Below are 18,751 nucleotides of genomic sequence, written 5' to 3' on the forward strand. Positions count from 1 at the left end.
ACTCAACGCCATCAACTGTGTGCTTACACTAGTCAAGAATCTACTTGATAAGTGAAGTGGACCAAGGAGGCACGAATGACCGGACCGCACGACCACACCACCGCCGTGCTCATCGTGGGAGGAGGCATCACCGGCCTGTCCACGGCGCTGTTCCTCACCCGGCTCGGGGTCCGCTCGACGCTGGTGGAACGGCACCCGTCGACGGCGATCATGCCGCAGGCCAGGGCGTTCAACCCCCGCTCGATGGAGATCTACCGCACCCTGGGCCTCGAAAAGGAGATCCGCGCCCGCACCTCGATCCTGGCCGACCTGCCGGAGATGATCGGCGCGGACACGCTGACCGGGCAGGAGCGCTTCCGCGTCGATCTGCTCGCCCAGGTCCGGCCGCCGACGTCGCTCAGTCCGACGGACTGGGGACTGATCGACCAGGACGAGCTGGAGCTAGTCGTCCGCGCCGCCGCCGAACGCCGCGGCGCGGGCGGACGGGTCGGCCCCCCGCAGGGCTCCCCGAACCCCCCCGAGGACGGCGTGCGGGCCGTCGTGCGCGATCTCGGCACCGGCGCCGAGCACCGGGTGCACGCCGACTACCTCGTCGCCGCGGACGGCAGCCGCGCGGGCGTGCGCGACCAGCTCGGCGTCGGTGCGGACGGTCCCGGCGTCCTCGGCCACTCCGCGCACTTCGTCTTCGACGCCGACCTCGGCGAGGCGCTGCGGGGTCCCGGATTCCTGCTCGCCTACCTCGACCAACCGGCGACCGGCACCGTTCTGGCGCCGTTGCGACAGCGCGGCCGGTGGATGCTGGGGGTTCCCTTCGAGCCGCGGGACGGCCAGCGCGTCGAGGACTTCACCGAGCAGCGCTGTGTCGAGCTGGTTCGTCGCGCGGTCGGCGTCGAGGACCTCGACAGCACGCTGGTCCCCCTGGTGCCCGGTTCGAGCCGGACGCTGATGGAGGTCAGGATCGGCGGGTGGGTGGCCCGCGGTTACCGGGCCGGCCGGGTGTTCTTCGCCGGGGACTCGGCCCACGTCGTACCGCCGTCGGGCTCCTACGGCGCGAACACCGGGATCGCGGATGCGCACAACCTGGCGTGGAAGCTCGCCGCCGTCCTCGGCGGCCAGGCCGGACAGTCCCTGCTGGACACCTACGAGGACGAACGCCGGCCGGTCGCACAGCTCACGCTGGACCAGACGATGCGGCTGCTGCGGGCCCGCCACCACGGAACCACGGACGAGCTCACCGCGATCGACGACCTGGCAATGATCTTCGGGTACTGGTACGACTCCGCGGCCGTCCTGGTCGAGCCCCCCGGCCCGGACGGACCCGTCGAGGACCCGCGCCAGCCGAGCGGACGCCCGGGCCTGCGCGCTCCGCACGTGTGGCTGGACCGGGCCGGGACACGGTTGTCCAGCCACGACCTGTTCACCGGTGCGTTCACCGTCCTGGTCGGACCCCACGGCGGGGAGTGGGCGGCGGCCGCCCGCACGGTGGCCGCGTCGCTGGGCGTCGAACTGGACGTCCATCAGGTCGGGATCGAGTTGCACGACCCCGAAGGTCGTTTCCTGGACGCGTACGGCATCACGGCCGGCGGCATGAGTCTCGTCCGCCCGGACGGGTTCGTCGCCTGGCGCGCCGACGGCCCGGCGCCCCTCCCGGAACACGAACTCGAGCGGGTTCTCGGCCGGCTACTGGCGCGGGACCACCGCGCCCGCTGAGACGACCGGTTCAGCGGCCGGCGCCGGTCCAGCTGCGCCAGAGCTCGGCGTACCGGCCGCCCGCCGCGACCAGGTCCGCGTGCGTGCCGGTTTCCACCACCCGGCCGTGGTCGAGCACCAGCACCCGGTCCGCCAGCTCCGCCTGGGTCAGCCGGTGGGCGACGATCAGCGTCGTCCGGCCCTTGGTCGCCGCGGCGGCGGCGCGCTCCAGCTCGCGGGCGCCCGCGCTGCCCGCCTCCGCGGTGGCCTCGTCCAGGATCGCGACCGTCGGGTCGGCGAGCACGAGCCGGGCCAGGGCGAGTTGCTGGGCCTGGGCCGCGGTCGGCCGGTGCGCGCTCTCCCCGACCACGGTGTCCAGCCCGTCGGGCAGCGCCCGCACCCACGCCGTCGCGCCGACCAGTGACAGCGCCTGCTCGACCTCGGTCACCGTCGCGTCCGGCTTCGCCAGTCGCAGGTCGGCGACCAGCGGACCGGAGAAGACGTGCACCTCCTGGCTGAGCATCGCGATGTGCCGGCCGCGGTCCAGCTCGCCGACGGGCACGCCGCCCAGGCACACGCTGCCGGCGGCCGGGTCGAGCAGACCGGCCGCGATGCCGGCCAGCGTCGACTTGCCGGCGCCGGTCGCGCCGACCACCGCGAGCCGCTCGCCCGGGGCGATCCGCACCGAGACGTCGTCGAGCACCAGCGGCCCGCCGTCGTAGCGGTGCGCGACGCCGGTCAGCTCGAGGCCGCTGTCGGCGGGCTCGCGCAGCACGGCCGGCGGACGGGGACGCTCCAGCTCGGCGACGCCGACCAACCGGGCCAGGCTCGCGCCGGCCGACTGGATCTCGTCGAACTCCAGCACCACCGCGCCGACCGGGTTGAACAGGCGGTGGAAGTACAGCGCGGCCGCCGTGGTCGCGCCGACGGTCACCAGGTCGGCGCGCACCAGCAGGAAGCCGCAGACGAGGATCGCGGCGAGCCCGACCAGCTCGGCCCGGTTCAGCCGACCGACCAGCCGGGTGAACAGCCGGAACACCCCGATCGAGAGGTCCATCGCCACCCGCGACCGTTCGTTGACCTGGGCGGTGTGCGCGGCCTCCAGGCGGTAGGCGCGCACGGTCGCGCCGCTCTGCAGGGAGCTGACCATGGCCTGCGCGCGCTCGCCGATCGCCACCCGCTCGCGCGCGTAGAACGGCCCGGAGCGGGGCAGGTACCAGCGCACGGCCAGCACGTACATCGGCCCGGCGAGCAGCCCGGCGAGCCCGAGCCGCCAGTCCAGCGCGAACAGGCCGCCCGCGGTCAGCACGATCGTCAGCAGCGCGGACACCAGCTGCGGCCCGGTGGTGACCAGGGCGGTGGTGACCGCCGAGACGTCGTCGCCGACCCGGGAGAGCAGGTCTCCCGCACCGACCCGGTCCAGCGTGGTGGCCGGCAGGTGCAGGGTCCGGTCGAGCACCCGCTCGCGCAGGCGGGCCAGCACGGTCTCGCCGAGCCGGCTGAGCAGCGCGGCCGACACGCCGGTGAGCAGCCCGGTGCCGAGCGCCGCGACGGCGATGATCACGGCGGCCACCACCACGTCGCCGTGGTCGGCACCCCCGGCGATGTCGTCGATCATCGCGCCGAGCACCCAGGGCGCGACCAGGCCGCCGGCACTGGCGGCGACCGAGGTGGCGAGGGTGGCGACGCCGAGCCAGGGCAGGCGGCGTACCTCGACCCACAGCACGGCCCAGGTCCGGCGCGCGGACGCGATCGGCAGCAGCCCCCGAGTCACAGTTCCGCCTCCCCGAATTCTTGCCTGTTGGTCGCGTGGGGGAGGACAACTTCGGCTCGGTCACGTACTTGTGGCTGGGTTGCGTCACGTTCCCCTGAGGTGACGGTTCCTGAGGTTGACGGGCGGTGAGTCACCGCAGCACCGCCGCGCGGTACCTGCCGTCGGTGTCGGTCAGTTCGGCGTGGGTGCCGGTCGCGGTGATGCGGCCGCCGTCGAGGACGAGGACCCGGTCGGCGACGGCCAGCAGGGCCGGGCTCGCGGTGACCAGCAGGGTGCATCCGCCGGCGCGCAGCCGGGCGATGCCGTGCGCGATCCGCTCCTCGGTGACGGCGTCGACGGCGGTGGTCGGCTCGTGCAGTACGAGCACCGGCGGGTCGGCCGCGAGTGCCCTGGCCAGCCCGATGCGCTGGCGCTGGCCGCCGGACAGCGTCGTGCCGCGGTCGGTGACGGCGTGGTCGAGCGGGATGTCGTCGGCCGCCGCCGCGACGACCGCGGCCTCGACCCGGTCCCGGGGACGCTCCCTGCCGGCGTGCAGGTTGCTGTGCACGGTGCCCTCGAACAGGGCAACGTCGTGCTGTTCGACGAGCACGGCCGCGCGGCGGGCGTCCAGGTCCAGGTCGGCCAGCGGGACGCCGCCGAGTTCCACGCTGCCGGTGTACTCGCCGGGTGGAACGGCGCCGGACAACAGGTCCAGCAGGGCGTCGCAGTCGCGCTGGTCGTAGCCGAGCACGCCGACGGTCTCGCCGGGCGCCAGGTCGAGGGACAGGCCGGCGAGCGACCGGCAGGAGACCTCGCGCAGCCGCACGCCGGCGCCCGGCACGTCGGCGCGCGGGCCGGGGGTGAGCACGGCGGGCGCGGTGAGGATCCGCACCAGCCGGTTGGCCGAGGCGCGGGCGTTGGCCACCATCTGCCCCGCGACGCCGAGCAGCCGCACCGGCTCGGCGATGAACTGGGCCAGCCCGACGACGGTGATCAGCTCCCCGATGCTGATCCGCCCGTCGAGCGCGAGCCAGCCGGCGAACCCGGCGATCGCGGCGAGGAACAGCCCGCTGATCGCGGCCGTGATCCCGAGGTAGACGCCGTTGGTGGTGGCCGCGCGCAGGGAGGCGCGCAGCGAGGCGCGGCTGGACCCTCGGTAGGTGTCCGCGGCGCTGGCCTGCGCGCCGATGCCGCGCAGCGCCCGTACGCCGCGCACCAGGTCGGTGGCCAGCGCCGTGGTCTCGCCGGCGGCCTGCTGCGCGGCGGCGGCGCGGCGGGTCAGCAGCGGACTCAGCGACTGCAGCCCGGCCACCAGCACCGGCACGCCGACCAGCACGGCGAGCCCGAGCGGCACGTCGATGGTCAGCAGCGACACCGCGGACACCCCGAGCGCGACCACCGCGGCGGCGCCCATCGAGCCGGCCTGCATGACCGTGGCGGACTTCTCCGCGTCGGACGTGCCGACCTGCAGCACCTCGCCGGCGCGCATGCCGGTGCGGTGCCCGCGCGGATCGAGCACCCGGGTGACGACCTCGATCCGCAACTGGTGGGTCTCCCGCTGCATCGCCACCACGACGTTGCGGGCACCGAACCGCCAGAACGTGGTGAGCGACGCGAACAGCACGCAGAGCACGAACACCCACCACAGCAGGGCGAGCACGTCGCCGGTGCCGACGGCCTGGTCGATGATCACGCCGATCATCACCGGCACCAGCGCCTCGGCGGCCTGGTGTCCACACAGCAGCAGCACGCCCGCGAGCAGGCGGCCGCGATGACGGCCGATCGACCTGCGCAGAAGGCGACCGCCCGTCAGCTCGCGCACGAACGCTCCTCCCAGTTAAGGCGAGCCTAATCAGGCGACTTGGGCATCACCCGGCAGGTGTCACCGATTTCTCAGTGCTTGCGGAGAGTGCGCGACGAGACCTAGTGTATGCGCTTACAACACGCCCGCGATCCCGGGAGGACGATCTTTGACCGGTGCACGTGCCGACTGGGAGCAACGGATCGGGCAGCCCAGCGACCAACGGCTCACCGGGACCGGCGCACTGCCCGCCCCCACGAGCCTCATCGCCGAGGCGGGCACCGGGCTGGTGCGGCTGGACTGGCCGCCCGTGGCCGGCGCGCTCGGCTACCTCGTGCACCGCGCCACCAGCGAGGACGGGCCGTTCGAGCCGCTGGACCACCTCGGCGGCGACGTGCTCGCGGTGCCGCACCCGCCCTACGCCGACACCCTGGTCGACCCGGGCGTCACCTACCACTACCGGGTCGCCACCTGGTTCGACGGCGGACCGGGACCGCTGTCGGACACCACCTCGGCCACCCCGCTGCCCGCCGGTCCGGCGCCGGCGCGGGTCGAGGTCGCGGTGGACGCCGCCGCACCGCCGGTCCCCCTGCCGGCGGTGTGGCGGCGGATGATCGGCGCGGAGCACCTGTCGCTGCTCGTCTGGGACGGGCCGGGGCCCGGCGGGTCGGACGTCGCCGCCGAGTACGCCGAGGCGCTCGGGATCATGCGGGACGAGGTCGGGGTGCGGACGGTGCGCGCACACGGCACGTTCCTGCCGGAGACGGTCACCGTGCGCGCGGACGGTTCGTTCGACTTCACCGGCCTGGACGCGGTGTACGACCGGTTCCTCGCGCTTGGGCTGCGGCCCGTGGTGGAGCTGTCGTTCATGCCGCGTGAGCTGTGCGCGGACCCGGACCACACGGTGTTCGCCTACCGCGCCCAGGTCTCCGTGCCCGCCGACTGGTCCCGCTGGGGCGACCTGGTGCGGGAGCTGACCGTCCACCTGCGCAACCGGTACGGCGCGGACGAGGTGGCGACCTGGGAGTTCGAGGTCTGGAACGAGGCCAACCTGGAGGTGTTCTGGAACGGCACCCGGGCCGACTACCTGCGCCTGTACGAGGTCGCGGCGCGCGCGGTGAAGGGCGTCGACGAGCGGATCCGGGTCGGCGGGCCGTCGTCGGCCGCGGCCGGCTGGGTGGGCGCGCTGCTGGAGCACTGCCGGACCAACGACGTGCCGATCGACTTCGTCTCCACCCACACCTACGGCAACGCGCCGCTTGACCTGCGGCCGCTGACCCGGTCGTTCGCCGAGGTCACCGGGCGGGCGGAGCCGGAGATCCTGTGGACCGAGTGGGGCGTCACGCCGACGCACTTCCACCGGGTCAACGACGCCGTGTTCGCCGCGCCGTTCCTGCTGCGCGGCATGCGGAGCGCGCTGGCCAGCACCGACGCCCTGTCCTACTGGGTCGCCTCCGACCAGTTCGAGGAGCTGGGCTGGCCGCCCGCGCTGCTGCACGGCGGGTTCGGCCTGCTCACCGTCGGCAACCTGCGCAAGCCGCGGTTCTGGGCGCTGGCCCTGCTCTCCGCGCTCGAGGGCGGCCGGGTGCCGGCGGAGGTGACCGGCGACGGCGCCGGGGCGACGGTCGAGGCCCTCGCCACCCGCGCCGAGCGGACCGTGGACGTGCTGGTGTGGAACGGAACCCTCGACCAGTCCAAGGTGGACGGAGCGTCCGTGCTGGACCGGACGGTGACCGTCACGGTGTCCGGGCTCGAGCCGGGCGGCTACGCCGTCGCGTCGCGCCGGGTGGACGAGGAGCACGGGAACATCGCCAGGGTGTGGCGCGAGCTGGCTGGTGCGGAGTGGCCGACGCCCGAGCAGTGGGAGGCGTTGCGGGGCGCCGACACGCTGCCGGTCGAGTACCTTGCTGATGTGGCCGGGTCGGCGGGAACCGTGTCGGTGACCGTCGAGCTGCCCATGCCCGGTATCCGGTCCCTGCGCCTGACCCGGCGCTGACCCCGCGAGGAGTGCGCATGCCCGCCTGGCTGTCCGACGCCGTGCTGTACCAGATCTACCCGCAGAGCTTCGCGGACAGCAACGGCGACGGCATCGGCGACCTGACCGGCGTGGAGTCCAAACTGGACTACCTGGCCTGGCTCGGCGTGAACACCGTGTGGCTCAACCCGTGCTTCGTCTCGCCGATGGGCGACGCCGGCTACGACGTGGCCGACTACTACACGATCGACCCGCGCTACGGCACCAACGACGACCTGGGCAAGCTGGTCGAGACAGCCGGGCGGCGCGGCATCCGGGTGCTGCTCGACCTGGTCGCCGGGCACACGTCCGACCAGCACCCGTGGTTCCGGCACTCGGCGAACGACCCGGACGACCACCGCTACATCTGGTCGGACCGCCAGACCGAGGGGTTCCAGCCGTCGCCGGGCAGCCGCGAGGGCTTCTACCTGCCGAACTTCTTCCCGGTGCAGCCCGCGCTGAACTTCGGCTACGCGCGGATGGACGACGCCGAGCCGTGGCGCCAGCCGGTGGACGCCGAGGGCCCGCGGGCCAACCGCCAGGCGCTGCGCGACATCATGGACCACTGGCTGTCGCTCGGCGTGTCCGGTTTCCGCGTGGACATGGCGTCCTCGCTGGTGAAGGACGACGCCGGCAAGGCGGAGACGGCGAAGCTGTGGCGGGAGCTGCGCGGCTGGATCGACACCGCGCACCCGGAGGCGGCGCTGCTGAGCGAGTGGGCGCAGCCGCAGGTGTCGGTGCCGGCGGGGTTCCACGCGGACTTCTTCCTGCACTTCGGGTCCAGCCAGGCCTACCGCTCGCTGTTCCACAACGGAGCCGTGTACGACGACACCTGGCGGCCGCGGCCGTGCTTCTTCGACGCCTCCGGTGCGGGCTCGATCGCCGACTTCCTCGCCGAGTGGGCTACCGCGACGAGCGTGATCGGCCCGGACGGGCACGTCATCCTGCCGACGTCCAACCACGACTTCCCGCGCCTGGTCGCCGGCACCCGCACGCCAGAGCAGGCGCGCGCGGCGCTGGTGTTCCTGCTGACCTGGCAGACGCTGCCGGCGATCTACTACGGCGACGAGATCGGCATGCAGTACCAGCCTGGCCTGCCGGACCACGAGGGCAGCGCGATCGGCGCGCTGGCCGACGGGCACAACCGGGCCGGCTCCCGCACGCCGATGCAGTGGGACGCGACCGACCCGGAGGTTACCTACCTGCCGCCGCACCCGTCGCCGGATCGCCCGAACGTCGCCGACCAGCGGGCCGACCCGGACTCGCTGCTGAACCTGGTGCGCGAGCTGATCACGCTGCGCCGGGCGAACTCCGCGCTCGGTCCGACGGGTGGGGTGGAGATCGTCAACCCGGGCTACCCGTTCGTGTACCGGCGGGGCGGGGAGTTCACGGTCGCGGTCAACCCGAGCTTCACCCCGGCGACCGTGGACATCCCGATGCCGGGCGCGCAGGTGATCGGCCGGGGCGCGACCCACGAACGCGACCGGTTGCACCTTGATCGGTTCGGCTACGCGGTGTTCCGCCGCTGACCGGATCGTGGGACGGGCCCGGGCGCCGGTCGTAGGCTGGCCGCATGGTGAGCTGGGCTGCGGTGGCGGGGATAGCGCTGGTGGAGCTGGGCCTGGTGCTCACCCCGGGGCCGAACATGATCTACCTGGTGTCCCGGTCCATCACCCAGGGCAGGCGCGCGGGCCTGGTGTCGCTGCTCGGCGTCGCGGTCGGGTTCCTCGTCTACCTGGCGGCCGCGACCGCCGGGCTGACCGCGATCTTCCTCGCGGTGCCGGCGGCGTACACCGCGCTCAAGATCGCCGGCGCGGCGTACCTGCTGTACCTGGCGTGGCAGGCGGTCCGCCCCGGCGGCCGCTCCGCGTTCGAGCCGGGGGAGCTCACCGCGGACCGGCCGCGTCGGCTGTTCGCCATGGGACTGGTGACGAACCTGCTGAACCCGAAGATCGCGGTGCTCTACGTCGCGCTGCTGCCGCAGTTCATCGACCACACGCGCGGATCGGTGGCACTGCAGAGCCTGACGCTCGGCTCGGTCCAGATCGCGGTGGCGCTGCTGGTGAACGGGCTGATCGTGCTCGGCGCGGGCTCGCTGGCCCGGTTCCTGGCCGCCCGGCCGCTGTGGCTGCGGGTCCAGCGCTACCTGATGGGCGGCGTGCTGGGCGCGCTCGCGGTCCGGCTCGCCACCGACCGCTCGCCCGCCCCGGCCTGACCGTGCTCCGGACGCCGGGGCGCTGGCCGAATCCGTTAGCGTGACCGCATGCTCCAGACCGACACGGCCGAGTTCGTCCGCCGGTTCGCCGACGCGTGGTCGGCGCCGACCGTGGCGGGGTTGGTCGCACTCACCCATCCGGACGCCACGTTCGTCCAGCCGCTGTTCACCGTCGCGCGCGGGCACGACCGCCTGTCGAACGTCCTGGACGAGCTGCTGCAGACCATTCCGGACCTGCGCGGCGAGGTGCTGAACTGGGCGGCGGCCGGGGACGACACGGTGTTCGTGGAGCTGCGGTTGTCCGGCACCTTCGGGCGTCGCCCAATCGAGTGGATCACGGTCGACAAGATCGTGCTCCGGGACGGTCTGGTCGCGGAGCGGACGGCCAACTTCGACGGGCTGCGGCTGCTCGGCGCCCTCGCGCGCCGGCCCCGCGGGTGGCCGGTCTGGCTCAAGGCCAAGCTGGACCGCTGAGGTTCGCCGTTTCGGCCGGGCGTATCTGGGTGGACCGGGGGTACTCCTGTTAGTAACAATCGGTTGGAAAGTTTCGATGAAACCTACGGGGATCAGTGAACGTCCAACGATTTGTCAGTGTCGAGTGCTACAACAGACTCGCAGGAGAGCCGAGTAGGACCGGGGAACACCATGCGCGCCCGAGCCGCACTGCCAGAAGGTCTGAACCACCGTGCCCTGTCGATGCTCCGCGCGGCGGTTGACGGCCGGGCGACGATCAGTTGCAGCAGTGAGCCGGACCTGTTCATCGACGACGTTCCCTGCTGTGACCAGTACACGGCGCACACGCTCGCGCACGCCGGGCTGATCGAGCCGGCGACCCGCGGCGCGCTCGGCGAGCTGGTGCCTGCGCGGGTGACCGAGGCCGGCAAGGCCGCGCTGGAGCCGGCGCCCGCGGCTGCCTGAAACTTTTTCTTCGTACTCGAAAGGGGCGCCCCTCGGGAGGGCGCCCCTTTCGCGTGTAACCCTTCGGTGGCGTTTGAGCACGTTCCGTTAGAGCGGTCTACGAGCGCTGGTCGACCCGCAGTGGATGATTCTCCGGAATCTGCACCAGCACGATGCGCAACCCGTCCGGATCGGCGATCCACATCTCCAGCAACCCCCACGGCTCCTCCCTCGGCTCCCGCACGATCGGCACCCCGCGCTCGGCGAGTTCGCGCGCGGTGGCGTCGAGGTCGCGGACCTGGAGCCACAGGACGGTGTCCTGCCCCGGCCCGGTCGAACCGCGCCCGGACACCTCGAGCAGCCCGTTGCCGAGGAAGAACACGGTGCCACCCGGGAACTCCCGGTAGATCGCGAGGCCGAGGGTGTCGCGGTAGAAGGCGAGTGACCGCTCGGGGTCCAGTGGCCGCACGATCATCCGGCTGCGAAGAAACTCCATGCTCCCAGCATGCCGGGTCGGGGGCGGTCCCGCGTGGGAACCGCCCCCGGGGTTCAGTCGAGCAACGCCGCGACCGTGCCGGCGCCAACCGTCCGGCCGCCCTCGCGGATCGCGAACCCGAGCCCGACGTCCATCGCGATCGGTTGGCCCAGTCGGACCGTCAGCTCCACCGAGTCACCCGGCAGCGCGACCCGGGCGTCACTCAAGGTGACCTCGCCGACGACGTCGGCGGTCCGGAAGTGGAACTGCGGCCGGTAGGTGGACCCGAACCCGGTGCGCCGGCCGCCCTCGTCGGCGGACAGCAGGTACACGTGCGCACCGAACGTGGTGTGCGGCGCGACGCTGCCCGGCGCGCAGAGCACCTGGCCGCGCCGCACCTCCTCCCGGCGCACCCCGCGCAGCAGCACCGCCGCGTTGTCCCCCGCCTCGGCGCGAGCGAGCGACTTGCCGAACGTCTCCAGCCCGGTGGCCACCGTGGTCCGTCCCGCTCCGAGGCCCACGACCTCGACCGGGTCGCCGATCGCGATCGCGCCCTGCTCCACGGCACCGGTCACCACGGTGCCCCGGCCGCTGATGGTCAGCACGTTCTCGATCGGCAGCAGGAACGGCCGGTCCAGCGCCCGCACCGGCAGCGGCACGTGCTCGTCGACCGCGGCCAGCAGCTCGACCACGCTCCTGGTCCACCTCGGCTCACCGTTCAGCGCGCCCAGGCCGGACACCGGCACGATCGGCACCGTGTCGCCGTCGTACCCGTACTGGGACAACAGCTCACGCAGCTCCAGCTCGACCAGGTCCAGCAGGTCCTGGTCGCCCACCAGGTCGGCCTTGTTCAGCGCGACGACCACGTGCGGCACGCCGATCCGCCTGGCCAGCACCACGTGCTCCCGCGTCTGCGGCATGGCCCCGTCCTCGGCGGAGACCACCAGGATCGCCGCGTCCAGCTGGGCGGCGCCGGTGATCATGTTCTTCACGTAGTCCGCGTGGCCGGGCATGTCGACGTGGGCGTAGTGCCGGGTGGCCGTCTCGTACTCGACGTGGGCGATGTTGATGGTGATGCCGCGGGCCTGCTCCTCCGGGGCGCGGTCGATGCCGGCGAACGCGACGACCTCCGTGGTGGCCGGGTCGAGCTCGGCGAGCACCTTGGTGATCGCCGAGGTGAGCGTGGTCTTGCCGTGGTCGACGTGGCCCATGGTGCCGATGTTCAGGTGCGGCTTGGTCCGCACGTACTCCTGCTTGCGCATCGCGAAAGTCCTTGGGTGAAAGACATGGGGGAACCCACGGGAGGACCCACCCTCCCCGGTGGGTTCCCGGACGGATGCGTTCGCGAGGAGGGTCAGCGTCGAGCGCCGGCCAGCCACGATGCGGCCACGACCGCACCCGGCAGGCCGAAGCCCGCGGATGTATCGGCCGTGCCTGCCAGGAACATGCGGGCGAGCATGCCAGCCGAACCGGTTGCGCGCACCCGAGTTTCGGCTCAGCGGTCGAAGCGGCGCTCGGTCTCGCCCGGAGTGCCGGCGGCTCCGGTGTGCTCGCCCTGGACCAGGTCGGCGCCGATGTCGCGCCACCAGTCGAGCTGGGGTCCGGTGTGCACGTCGCCGACGATCAGTTGGGTGCCGTTCTCCCGGACCAGCGGAACCAGCTGCCGGATCGACCGGGTGAACAGCGAGTCCTCGCCCTGCCGCCGTACCCGGGACACCACGCCGGACGACATCTTCACCGCGACCACCGGGAGGTCCTCCAGGCAGGCCAGGTCACCCCGGGTGTTGCCGAACTCGTAGAGCACCACGGCGACGCCGACGTCCTGCAGTACCTCCAGGTTGTCCTCGGCCATCCCGTCGTGCTGGCACAGCGCCCGCACCGGCATCCCCAGCCGCAGCCGGTCCGGCTCGACGCCGGTGTCGGCGAGCACATCGCGCACGGTCGCGATCAGGTCGGGGTCGGCGGCCAGGTCCGAGCTCAGCTCCACGTACAGCTTCGGCACCCCGCTGTCGTGCCGGTCGCTCCACGTACGCAGCTGCGCACACCCACGCTCCAGTATCCACCGGCCGATCGGCAGCGCGAGGCCGGTCTCGGACAGCGCGTCCAGGCACTGCTCGTGGTCCAGTGGGCCCTGCTCCTCGTGGTCCCAGCGCAGCAGCGCCTGGACCGCGACCAGCTCGCGGGTCTCGCTGGACACCAGCGGCTGGTACTCGAGGTCGATCTCACCGTTCTCCCACGCGCCGGGCATCGAGCTGGCGAGGGAGAACCGCGCGCGGTCGCGTTCGTTGGCCTCCAGGTCGACCAGGCCCCACTGGCGACGGCCGCTGCTCTTGAGGCGCTGCAACGTGATGTCGGTGGCGCGCAGGACGTTCACCGGCAGCGTGTCCGGCGGCGGGCGGTGCATGACCGCGATGCTGGCGGTGGCCGCGATGCCCCGCTCCCCCAGGTAGACCGGCTCGGCCAGGTCGTCGTTGATCCGCGCGGCCAGCATCTCGACGCTCGGCGTGGTCGCGGTGTTCTCCACCAGGACGGCGAACTCGTCGCCGTCGAACCGGGCGACCGTCGCCTTCTCGCCGTCGAAGACGTCCCGCAGGCGGGCGGCGACGGCGTGCAGGAGGCGGTCGCCCGCCTCACGGCCGAGACCGTTGTTGATGGCGCGGAAGCCGTCGAGGTCGAGGTGGAAGACCGTCACGTCCTCGTGCGATCGCTTGCCGCGCAACGCCTCCTCGAGCCGGCCGAGGAACCGGGGCCGGTTCGCCAGGCCGGTCAGGGCGTCGTGGGTGGCCTGGAACTGGAGCTGGCCCTCCAGCAGCTGCTTGTCCGACACGTCCTCGGCGGAGGTGACGTAGTAGCGCGGGGTGCCGTCCGGGTCGCGCAGCACGGACGCGGACAGGAAGACCACGGCGTCGTCGCCGTCCTGGCGCAGGAGTCGTCTTCGCTCGCGGAACGGGAGCGCGTCCTCCTCCAGCAGCACCTGGTAGCGCATCTTGAGGTAGTCGGCGTCCTCGGCGTGGAAGAGGTCCTCGACCCGGTTGGCGGGGAGCTTTCCCCTGCGGTGGCCCAGGATGTCGGCCAGCGCGCGGTTGGTGCGGATGAGCGTGCCGTCCAGCGCGCTGATCGCCATGCCCACCGACGAGCTGGTGAAGATCTCCTCGAACCGCGCCTCGCTGTCCGACAGCGCGCGCTCGGCGTTCTCCCTGGCCTGGATCAGCGCGCGGGTCAGGCCCTCCTGCTCGTCGTAGAGCTTCTTGCGCATGCCGTCGCTGAACCCGCGGGCCATCGCGCTGAAGACGTGCACGAGCTTGTCGGCGGCGTCGTCGATGCCAGCGAGCTCAGGCAGTTGAGGCATTCCCGTCCCCAGTACCGTTATCGACCTCTCGACACACTCGGAACTGGTCAGCCCCAGTCCCACCAACCGTTTCGCGACGGCCGACACCGGCTCCGCGTCGAACGGTGCCGTCGTCAGCGTGTGCAGGACGTCGTCGAGCGCGGCCTTCAGCTCATGCTCGACTTCGTCGGCTGACCGCGCGATGTAGATGACCCGAGCCAGCGCCCCCGCCCACTCACTGACCAGCTCAGATCGATCCACCGGAGCCATCCATAGGCCAAGTCATCGGGTTTCTCGTCGTCCTTCTCCGGTGAGCCGCTGGTTGACGTTACCAGTGGACTTGTCACTCGCTCTGCACCCAAACGGGCACCTTGTGTCCGGGCCGATACATACCCTATGTGTTCGCGACTGCGCCGAACGGGTGAAATGCGACCCGAACGGCCCTCTTGATCGTGGAAGAAACCGGAGAAATCCGGGCTAGCCGACGATGTGCTCGGGACGGACCGGGGCCCGGGTCAGCGCCCGGCCGGTCGCGGCCCGGATGGCGGCCACGATCGCCGGGGTCGAGGACAGCGTCGGCGGCTCACCGACGCCGCGCAGCCCGTACGGGGCGTGCGGGTCGGCGTACTCCAACACGTCGATCGGCATGGTCGGCATGTCGAGCACGGTCGGGATCAGGTAGTCGGTGAACGACGGGTTGCGCACCACGCCGTCGACGACCTGGATCTCCTCCATCACCGCGAGCCCGAGACCCTGCGCGGACCCGCCCTGGATCTGACCGAGCACCGCGTCCGGGTTCATCGCCCGGCCGACGTCCTGCGCGCAGGCCAACTCCACCACCCGCACCAGCCCGAGCTCCACGTCCACGTCGACCACCGCCCGGTGCGCCGCGAACGCGTACTGCACGTGTGCGAACCCCTTGCCGGTCGACGGGTCCAACGCCTCGGTCGGCCGGTGCCGCCACTCGACGGTGCGCTCCACCGGCTCGCCGCCCAGCACCTCGACGAGGTCGGCGAGCACGTCGCCGCCGGCCGAGACGACCTTGCCGCCGGCGAGCCCGGCTCCCGCGCCGGCCCGGGCGAGCACGGCCGCGCGGACCTCCTCGCACGCGGCCCTGACCGCACCACCGGTCACGTAGCTCTGCCGGGACGCCGAGCTGGAGCCAGCGCTGCCGACACTGGTGTCGGGCGGGAGGATCACCACCCGCTCGACCCCCAGCTCGGTGCGCGCGATCTGCGCCTTCAGCGTCACCAGCCCCTGGCCGACCTCCGCGGCCGCGGTGTGCACGGACGCGACCGGCTCGCCGCCGACCACCTCGAGCCGGACCCGCGCGGTGGAGTAGTCGTCGAAGCCCTCGGAGAAGCCGACGTTCTTCACGCCGACCCCGTACCCGACCCCGCGCACCACGCCCTCGCCGTGGGTCGTGTTCGACACCCCGCCGGGCAGCTCGCGCAGGTCGTACGGGGCCGAGGGCGCCGGCGGCATGGGCCGGTCCCGCACCAGGGCCAACAGCTCGGCGACCGGCGCGGCCGAGTCGACCACCTGGCCGGTCGGCATCACCGAGCCCTGCTCGACCGCGTTCCGCACCCGGACGTCCACTTCGGACATACCGAGCGCGGCGGCCAGCTTGTCCATCTGCGACTCGTAGGCGAAGCACGCCTGTACCGCGCCGAACCCGCGCATCGCCCCGCACGGCGGGTTGTTGGTGTAGACGCCGTAGCAGTCGACGTGCACGTTCGGCACCCGGTACGGGCCGGCGCCGAGGGTGGCCGCGTTGCCGGTGACCGCGGCGGTGGTCGACGCGTACGCACCGCCGTCCAGAATCATCTCCGCCCGCACGTACACCAGGTCACCGTCGCGGGTGGCGCCGTGTTCGTAGCGCAGCACCGCGGGGTGGCGGTGCACGTGCCCGAAGAACGACTCCTCCCGCCCGTACACGATCTTCACCGGCTTCCCGGTGCGCAGCGCCAGCATGCACGCGTGCACCTGCATGGACAGGTCCTCGCGGGCGCCGAACGCGCCGCCGACGCCGGCCAGGTGCAGCCGCACCCGCTCCGCCGGCAGCCCGAGCGCGCGGGCCACCTGCCGCTGGTCGGCGTGCAGCCACTGGGTGGCCACGTACAGGTCGACGCCGCCGTCCTCGGCCGGCACCGCCAGGCCCGACTCGGGCCCGAGGAACGCCTGGTCCTGCATGCCGACGGTGTACTCGCCGGACACCACCACGTCGGCGGCCGGCGCCGGGTCGCCGTGCCGGATCCGTACGTGCCGCACCAGGTTCCCGTCCGGGTTGGTCGGGTGCAGCACCGGCGCGTCCGCCCGCAGCGCCGTCTCCGCGTCGGTCACCGGCTCCAGCACCTCGTAGTCGACCCGCACCCGCGCGGCCGCCCGGCGCGCGGTCTCCGGGTGGTCGGCGGCCACGATCGCGACCGGCTCCCCCTGGTACCGGACCACGTCCCCGGCGAGCACCGGCTGGTCGGGGTGCTCCAGGCCGTAGAGGTTCTCGCCCGGCACGTCCGAGTGGGTGAGCACCGCGTACACGCCGGGCACGGCGAGCGCGGGCCCGACGTCCAGGCCGCGGATGCGGGCGTGCGGGTGCGGGCTGCGCAGGGTGGCGCCCCACAGCATGTCCTCGTGCCACAGGTCCGACGAGTAGGCGAACTCCCCGCGCACCTTGAGATTGCCGTCCGGGCGTTGCGGGCTGTCGCCGACCCGGCCGCCGCCGGTCGCCGTCAACGACTCCGTGGTGGCGCGGCTCATCGGCCGGCCTTCGCCAGCAGCCGCGCGCTCTCCCGGCGCAGCATCGCGGTGGCCTCCTCCTCGGACGCCGTGGCGCACGAGCCGTCCCGGACGATGACCCGGCCGCCGGCCAGCAGCAGCACCAGCGGCGGCGGCGCACCGAACACCAGCGCGGCCACCGGGTCGGTGATGCCGGCGTGCGCCAGGCCGTCCACCCGCCACACCGCGATGTCGGCGAGCTTGCCCACCTCGAGCGAGCCGAGCTCGTCCTCCCGGCCGAGGCAGCGCGCGCCGCCGATCGTGGCCATCCCTAAGGCGTCCCTGGCCGACATCGCGGCCGGGCCACCGGTGGCGCGGGCGGCGTAGGTGGCCGCACGCAGCTCGCCGACGAGCCCACCGTCCTCGTTGGACGCCGCGCCGTCGACGCCGAGCCCGACCGGGCCACCCGCGGTGAGCAGGTCGGCCGCGCGCGCGATGCCGGTGCCGAGACGGCCGTTGGAGGTCGGGCAGTGCGCGACCCCGGTGCCGGTGGCGCCGACCCGCGCGATCGCGCTGTCGGACAGGTGCACGCCGTGCGCGAGCCACACGTCGTCGCCGAGCCAGCCGGTGCGCTCGGCGTACTCCACCGGCGTGCAGCCGTGCTCGTCGAGGCACTGCCGCTCCTCGTCGAGGGTCTCGGCGAGGTGGGTGTGCAGCCGGACGCCCTTGTCCCGGCCGAGCGCGGCGGTCTCACGCATCAGGTCCTCGGTCACCGTGAACGGCGAGCAGGGGCCGACCGCGACGCGGACGAACGCGTCCGGCTCGGTGTTGTGGTAGGAGTCGATGGCGTCGGCGGTGCCCGCGAGCGCCTCGTCGATGTCCTCCACGATGGAGTCCGGCGGGAGCCCGCCGTCGGACTCGCCCCGGTCCATCGACCCGCGCACCAGGTGCAGCCGGGTGCCGACCTTGGCCGACGCGTCGACGATCGCCCAGGGCAGGTCGCCGCCGTCGCGCGGGTAGACGTAGTGGTGGTCGGCGACCGTGGTGCAGCCGGTCAGCGCCAGGCGCAGGATGCCGGCCAGTGACGCGGCGTGCGTGATCTGCTCGTCGACGCCGGCCCAGACCGGGTACAGCTCGGTGAGCCACTCGAACAGCGTCGACTGCTGGGCCAGGCCCCTGGTCGCCCACTGGTACAGGTGGTGGTGGGTGTTCACCAGGCCGGGTGTGACCAGGCAGCCGGTGCCGTCGATGTACCGGTCCACGCGGCCCTCGGGTGCCGGGCCGGCGCCGACGGACGTGATCACGCCGGTGTCGGCGACCAGGTGTCCCGGTGCGTACTCCTCGCCGGTGACGGTGACGACCGCCGCGTTCTCGATGACGGTCCTCATGCCCGCTCCCCCGCCTTCTTCGCGGCCGCCAGCCGGACGGCGTCGAGGATCTTCTCGTATCCCGTGCAGCGGCACAGGTTGCCGGCCAGTGCCTCGCGGATCTCGGCGTCGGTCGCGCCCGGGTCGCGGTGCACCAGCTCGTGCGCGGCGACGATCAGGCCCGGGGTGCAGAACCCGCACTGCACGGCGCCGGTGGCCACGAACGCCTCCTGCACCGGATCGAGCCCGTCCCCGCCGGCCAGGCCCTCGACCGTGCGCACCGACCGGCCCTCCGCCTGCCCGGCGGCGACCAGGCACGCGCACACCGGCGTGTCGTCCAGGTACACCGTGCACGAGCCGCACTCGCCCTGTTCGCAGGCGTTCTTCGCGCCCGGCAGGCCGAGCCGTTCGCGCAGCACGTACAGCAGGCTCTCCCCCGGCCACACGTCGTCGGCCGTGCGCCGCTCGCCGTTGACCTCGATGGTGACCCGCAACCC

Annotated in this window: 14 protein-coding genes; 6 read left to right on the forward strand and 8 right to left on the reverse strand. The window is 72.9% G+C overall.

The genetic code is table 11. The features are described from left to right. Positions 1–75 precede the first annotated feature (75 nt). The gene (locus tag JT362_RS11965) at positions 76–1,710 is read left to right on the forward strand and encodes an FAD-dependent oxidoreductase (protein ID WP_260191200.1); all 1,635 of its coding nucleotides are present in this window, start codon (positions 76–78) and stop codon (positions 1,708–1,710) included. 10 nt (positions 1,711–1,720) lie between these two features. On the opposite strand, the gene JT362_RS11970 is transcribed toward JT362_RS11965, so the two are convergent. Together JT362_RS11970 and JT362_RS11975 are read right to left on the reverse strand one after the other, a co-directional pair. Next, on the reverse strand, positions 1,721–3,463 hold the full coding sequence (locus JT362_RS11970; protein ID WP_260191201.1) for an ABC transporter ATP-binding protein: 1,743 nt from the start codon (positions 3,461–3,463) through the stop codon (positions 1,721–1,723). Between the two features lie 130 nt (positions 3,464–3,593). Beyond that, positions 3,594–5,264, reverse strand: coding sequence for an ABC transporter ATP-binding protein (locus JT362_RS11975; RefSeq protein ID WP_260191202.1), 1,671 nt, complete (start codon positions 5,262–5,264; stop codon positions 3,594–3,596). 148 nt (positions 5,265–5,412) lie between these two features. On the opposite strand from JT362_RS11975, the gene JT362_RS11980 reads away from it, so the two are divergent. From JT362_RS11980 to JT362_RS12000, 5 genes are all read left to right on the forward strand, one after another. Then, positions 5,413–7,239: a GH39 family glycosyl hydrolase gene (locus JT362_RS11980; protein WP_260191203.1), complete on the forward strand. Its 1,827-nt coding sequence runs from the start codon at positions 5,413–5,415 to the stop codon at positions 7,237–7,239. A gap of 17 nt (positions 7,240–7,256) precedes the next feature. Next, positions 7,257–8,786, forward strand: coding sequence for an alpha-amylase family glycosyl hydrolase (locus JT362_RS11985; protein ID WP_260191204.1), 1,530 nt, complete (start codon positions 7,257–7,259; stop codon positions 8,784–8,786). A 44-nt stretch (positions 8,787–8,830) separates the two neighbouring features. Continuing rightward, positions 8,831–9,472: a LysE family translocator gene (locus JT362_RS11990; protein ID WP_260191205.1), complete on the forward strand. Its 642-nt coding sequence runs from the start codon at positions 8,831–8,833 to the stop codon at positions 9,470–9,472. A 48-nt stretch (positions 9,473–9,520) separates the two neighbouring features. Continuing rightward, entirely contained in the window at positions 9,521–9,946 is a 426-nt protein-coding gene (locus JT362_RS11995) for a nuclear transport factor 2 family protein (RefSeq protein ID WP_260191206.1), read from the forward strand. A 171-nt stretch (positions 9,947–10,117) separates the two neighbouring features. Continuing rightward, entirely contained in the window at positions 10,118–10,390 is a 273-nt protein-coding gene (locus JT362_RS12000) for a hypothetical protein (RefSeq protein ID WP_260191207.1), read from the forward strand. A 97-nt stretch (positions 10,391–10,487) separates the two neighbouring features. Here JT362_RS12000 and JT362_RS12005 read toward each other — a convergent pair whose 3' ends face one another. The 6 genes from JT362_RS12005 to JT362_RS12030 all read right to left on the reverse strand — a co-directional run bounded on the left by JT362_RS12005 (position 10,488) and on the right by JT362_RS12030 (position 18,748). Continuing rightward, positions 10,488–10,865, reverse strand: a complete 378-nt coding sequence (locus JT362_RS12005; protein WP_260191208.1) for a VOC family protein — start codon at positions 10,863–10,865, stop codon at positions 10,488–10,490. 53 nt (positions 10,866–10,918) lie between these two features. After that, positions 10,919–12,106: an elongation factor Tu gene (tuf, locus tag JT362_RS12010; RefSeq protein WP_260191209.1), complete on the reverse strand. Its 1,188-nt coding sequence runs from the start codon at positions 12,104–12,106 to the stop codon at positions 10,919–10,921. 233 nt (positions 12,107–12,339) lie between these two features. Beyond that, positions 12,340–14,433: a putative bifunctional diguanylate cyclase/phosphodiesterase gene (locus tag JT362_RS12015; RefSeq protein WP_260191210.1), complete on the reverse strand. Its 2,094-nt coding sequence runs from the start codon at positions 14,431–14,433 to the stop codon at positions 12,340–12,342. A gap of 216 nt (positions 14,434–14,649) precedes the next feature. Then, a complete protein-coding gene (gene pucD, locus JT362_RS12020) occupies positions 14,650–16,929 on the reverse strand; it encodes a xanthine dehydrogenase subunit D (RefSeq protein ID WP_260191211.1) in 2,280 nt (759 codons plus the stop codon). Continuing rightward, on the reverse strand, positions 16,926–18,275 hold the full coding sequence (locus tag JT362_RS12025; RefSeq protein WP_260191212.1) for an 8-oxoguanine deaminase: 1,350 nt from the start codon (positions 18,273–18,275) through the stop codon (positions 16,926–16,928). The genes pucD and JT362_RS12025 overlap by 4 nt, the downstream gene beginning before the upstream one ends. Beyond that, a complete protein-coding gene (locus JT362_RS12030; protein WP_260191213.1) occupies positions 18,272–18,748 on the reverse strand; it encodes a (2Fe-2S)-binding protein in 477 nt (158 codons plus the stop codon). The genes JT362_RS12025 and JT362_RS12030 overlap by 4 nt, the downstream gene beginning before the upstream one ends. Between the last annotated feature and the right edge of the window lie 3 nt (positions 18,749–18,751).

The sequence above is a fragment of the Actinophytocola gossypii genome, assembly GCF_025165815.1.
GTDB classification, from domain to species: domain Bacteria; phylum Actinomycetota; class Actinomycetes; order Mycobacteriales; family Pseudonocardiaceae; genus Actinophytocola; species Actinophytocola gossypii.

Bases quoted from the DNA above. Each gene is read 5' to 3' on its own strand.
- JT362_RS11965 (WP_260191200.1), top strand. From the start codon at position 76: ATGACCGGACCGCACGACCACACCACCGCCGTGCTCATCGTGGGAGGA.
- JT362_RS11985 (WP_260191204.1), top strand. From the start codon at position 7,257: ATGCCCGCCTGGCTGTCCGACGCCGTGCTGTACCAGATCTACCCGCAG.
- JT362_RS11990 (WP_260191205.1), top strand. From the start codon at position 8,831: ATGGTGAGCTGGGCTGCGGTGGCGGGGATAGCGCTGGTGGAGCTGGGC.
- JT362_RS11995 (WP_260191206.1), top strand. From the start codon at position 9,521: ATGCTCCAGACCGACACGGCCGAGTTCGTCCGCCGGTTCGCCGACGCG.
- JT362_RS12000 (WP_260191207.1), top strand. From the start codon at position 10,118: ATGCGCGCCCGAGCCGCACTGCCAGAAGGTCTGAACCACCGTGCCCTG.
- JT362_RS12005 (WP_260191208.1), bottom strand. From the start codon at position 10,865: ATGGAGTTTCTTCGCAGCCGGATGATCGTGCGGCCACTGGACCCCGAG.
- tuf (WP_260191209.1), bottom strand. From the start codon at position 12,106: ATGCGCAAGCAGGAGTACGTGCGGACCAAGCCGCACCTGAACATCGGC.
- pucD (WP_260191211.1), bottom strand. From the start codon at position 16,929: ATGAGCCGCGCCACCACGGAGTCGTTGACGGCGACCGGCGGCGGCCGG.
- JT362_RS12025 (WP_260191212.1), bottom strand. From the start codon at position 18,275: ATGAGGACCGTCATCGAGAACGCGGCGGTCGTCACCGTCACCGGCGAG.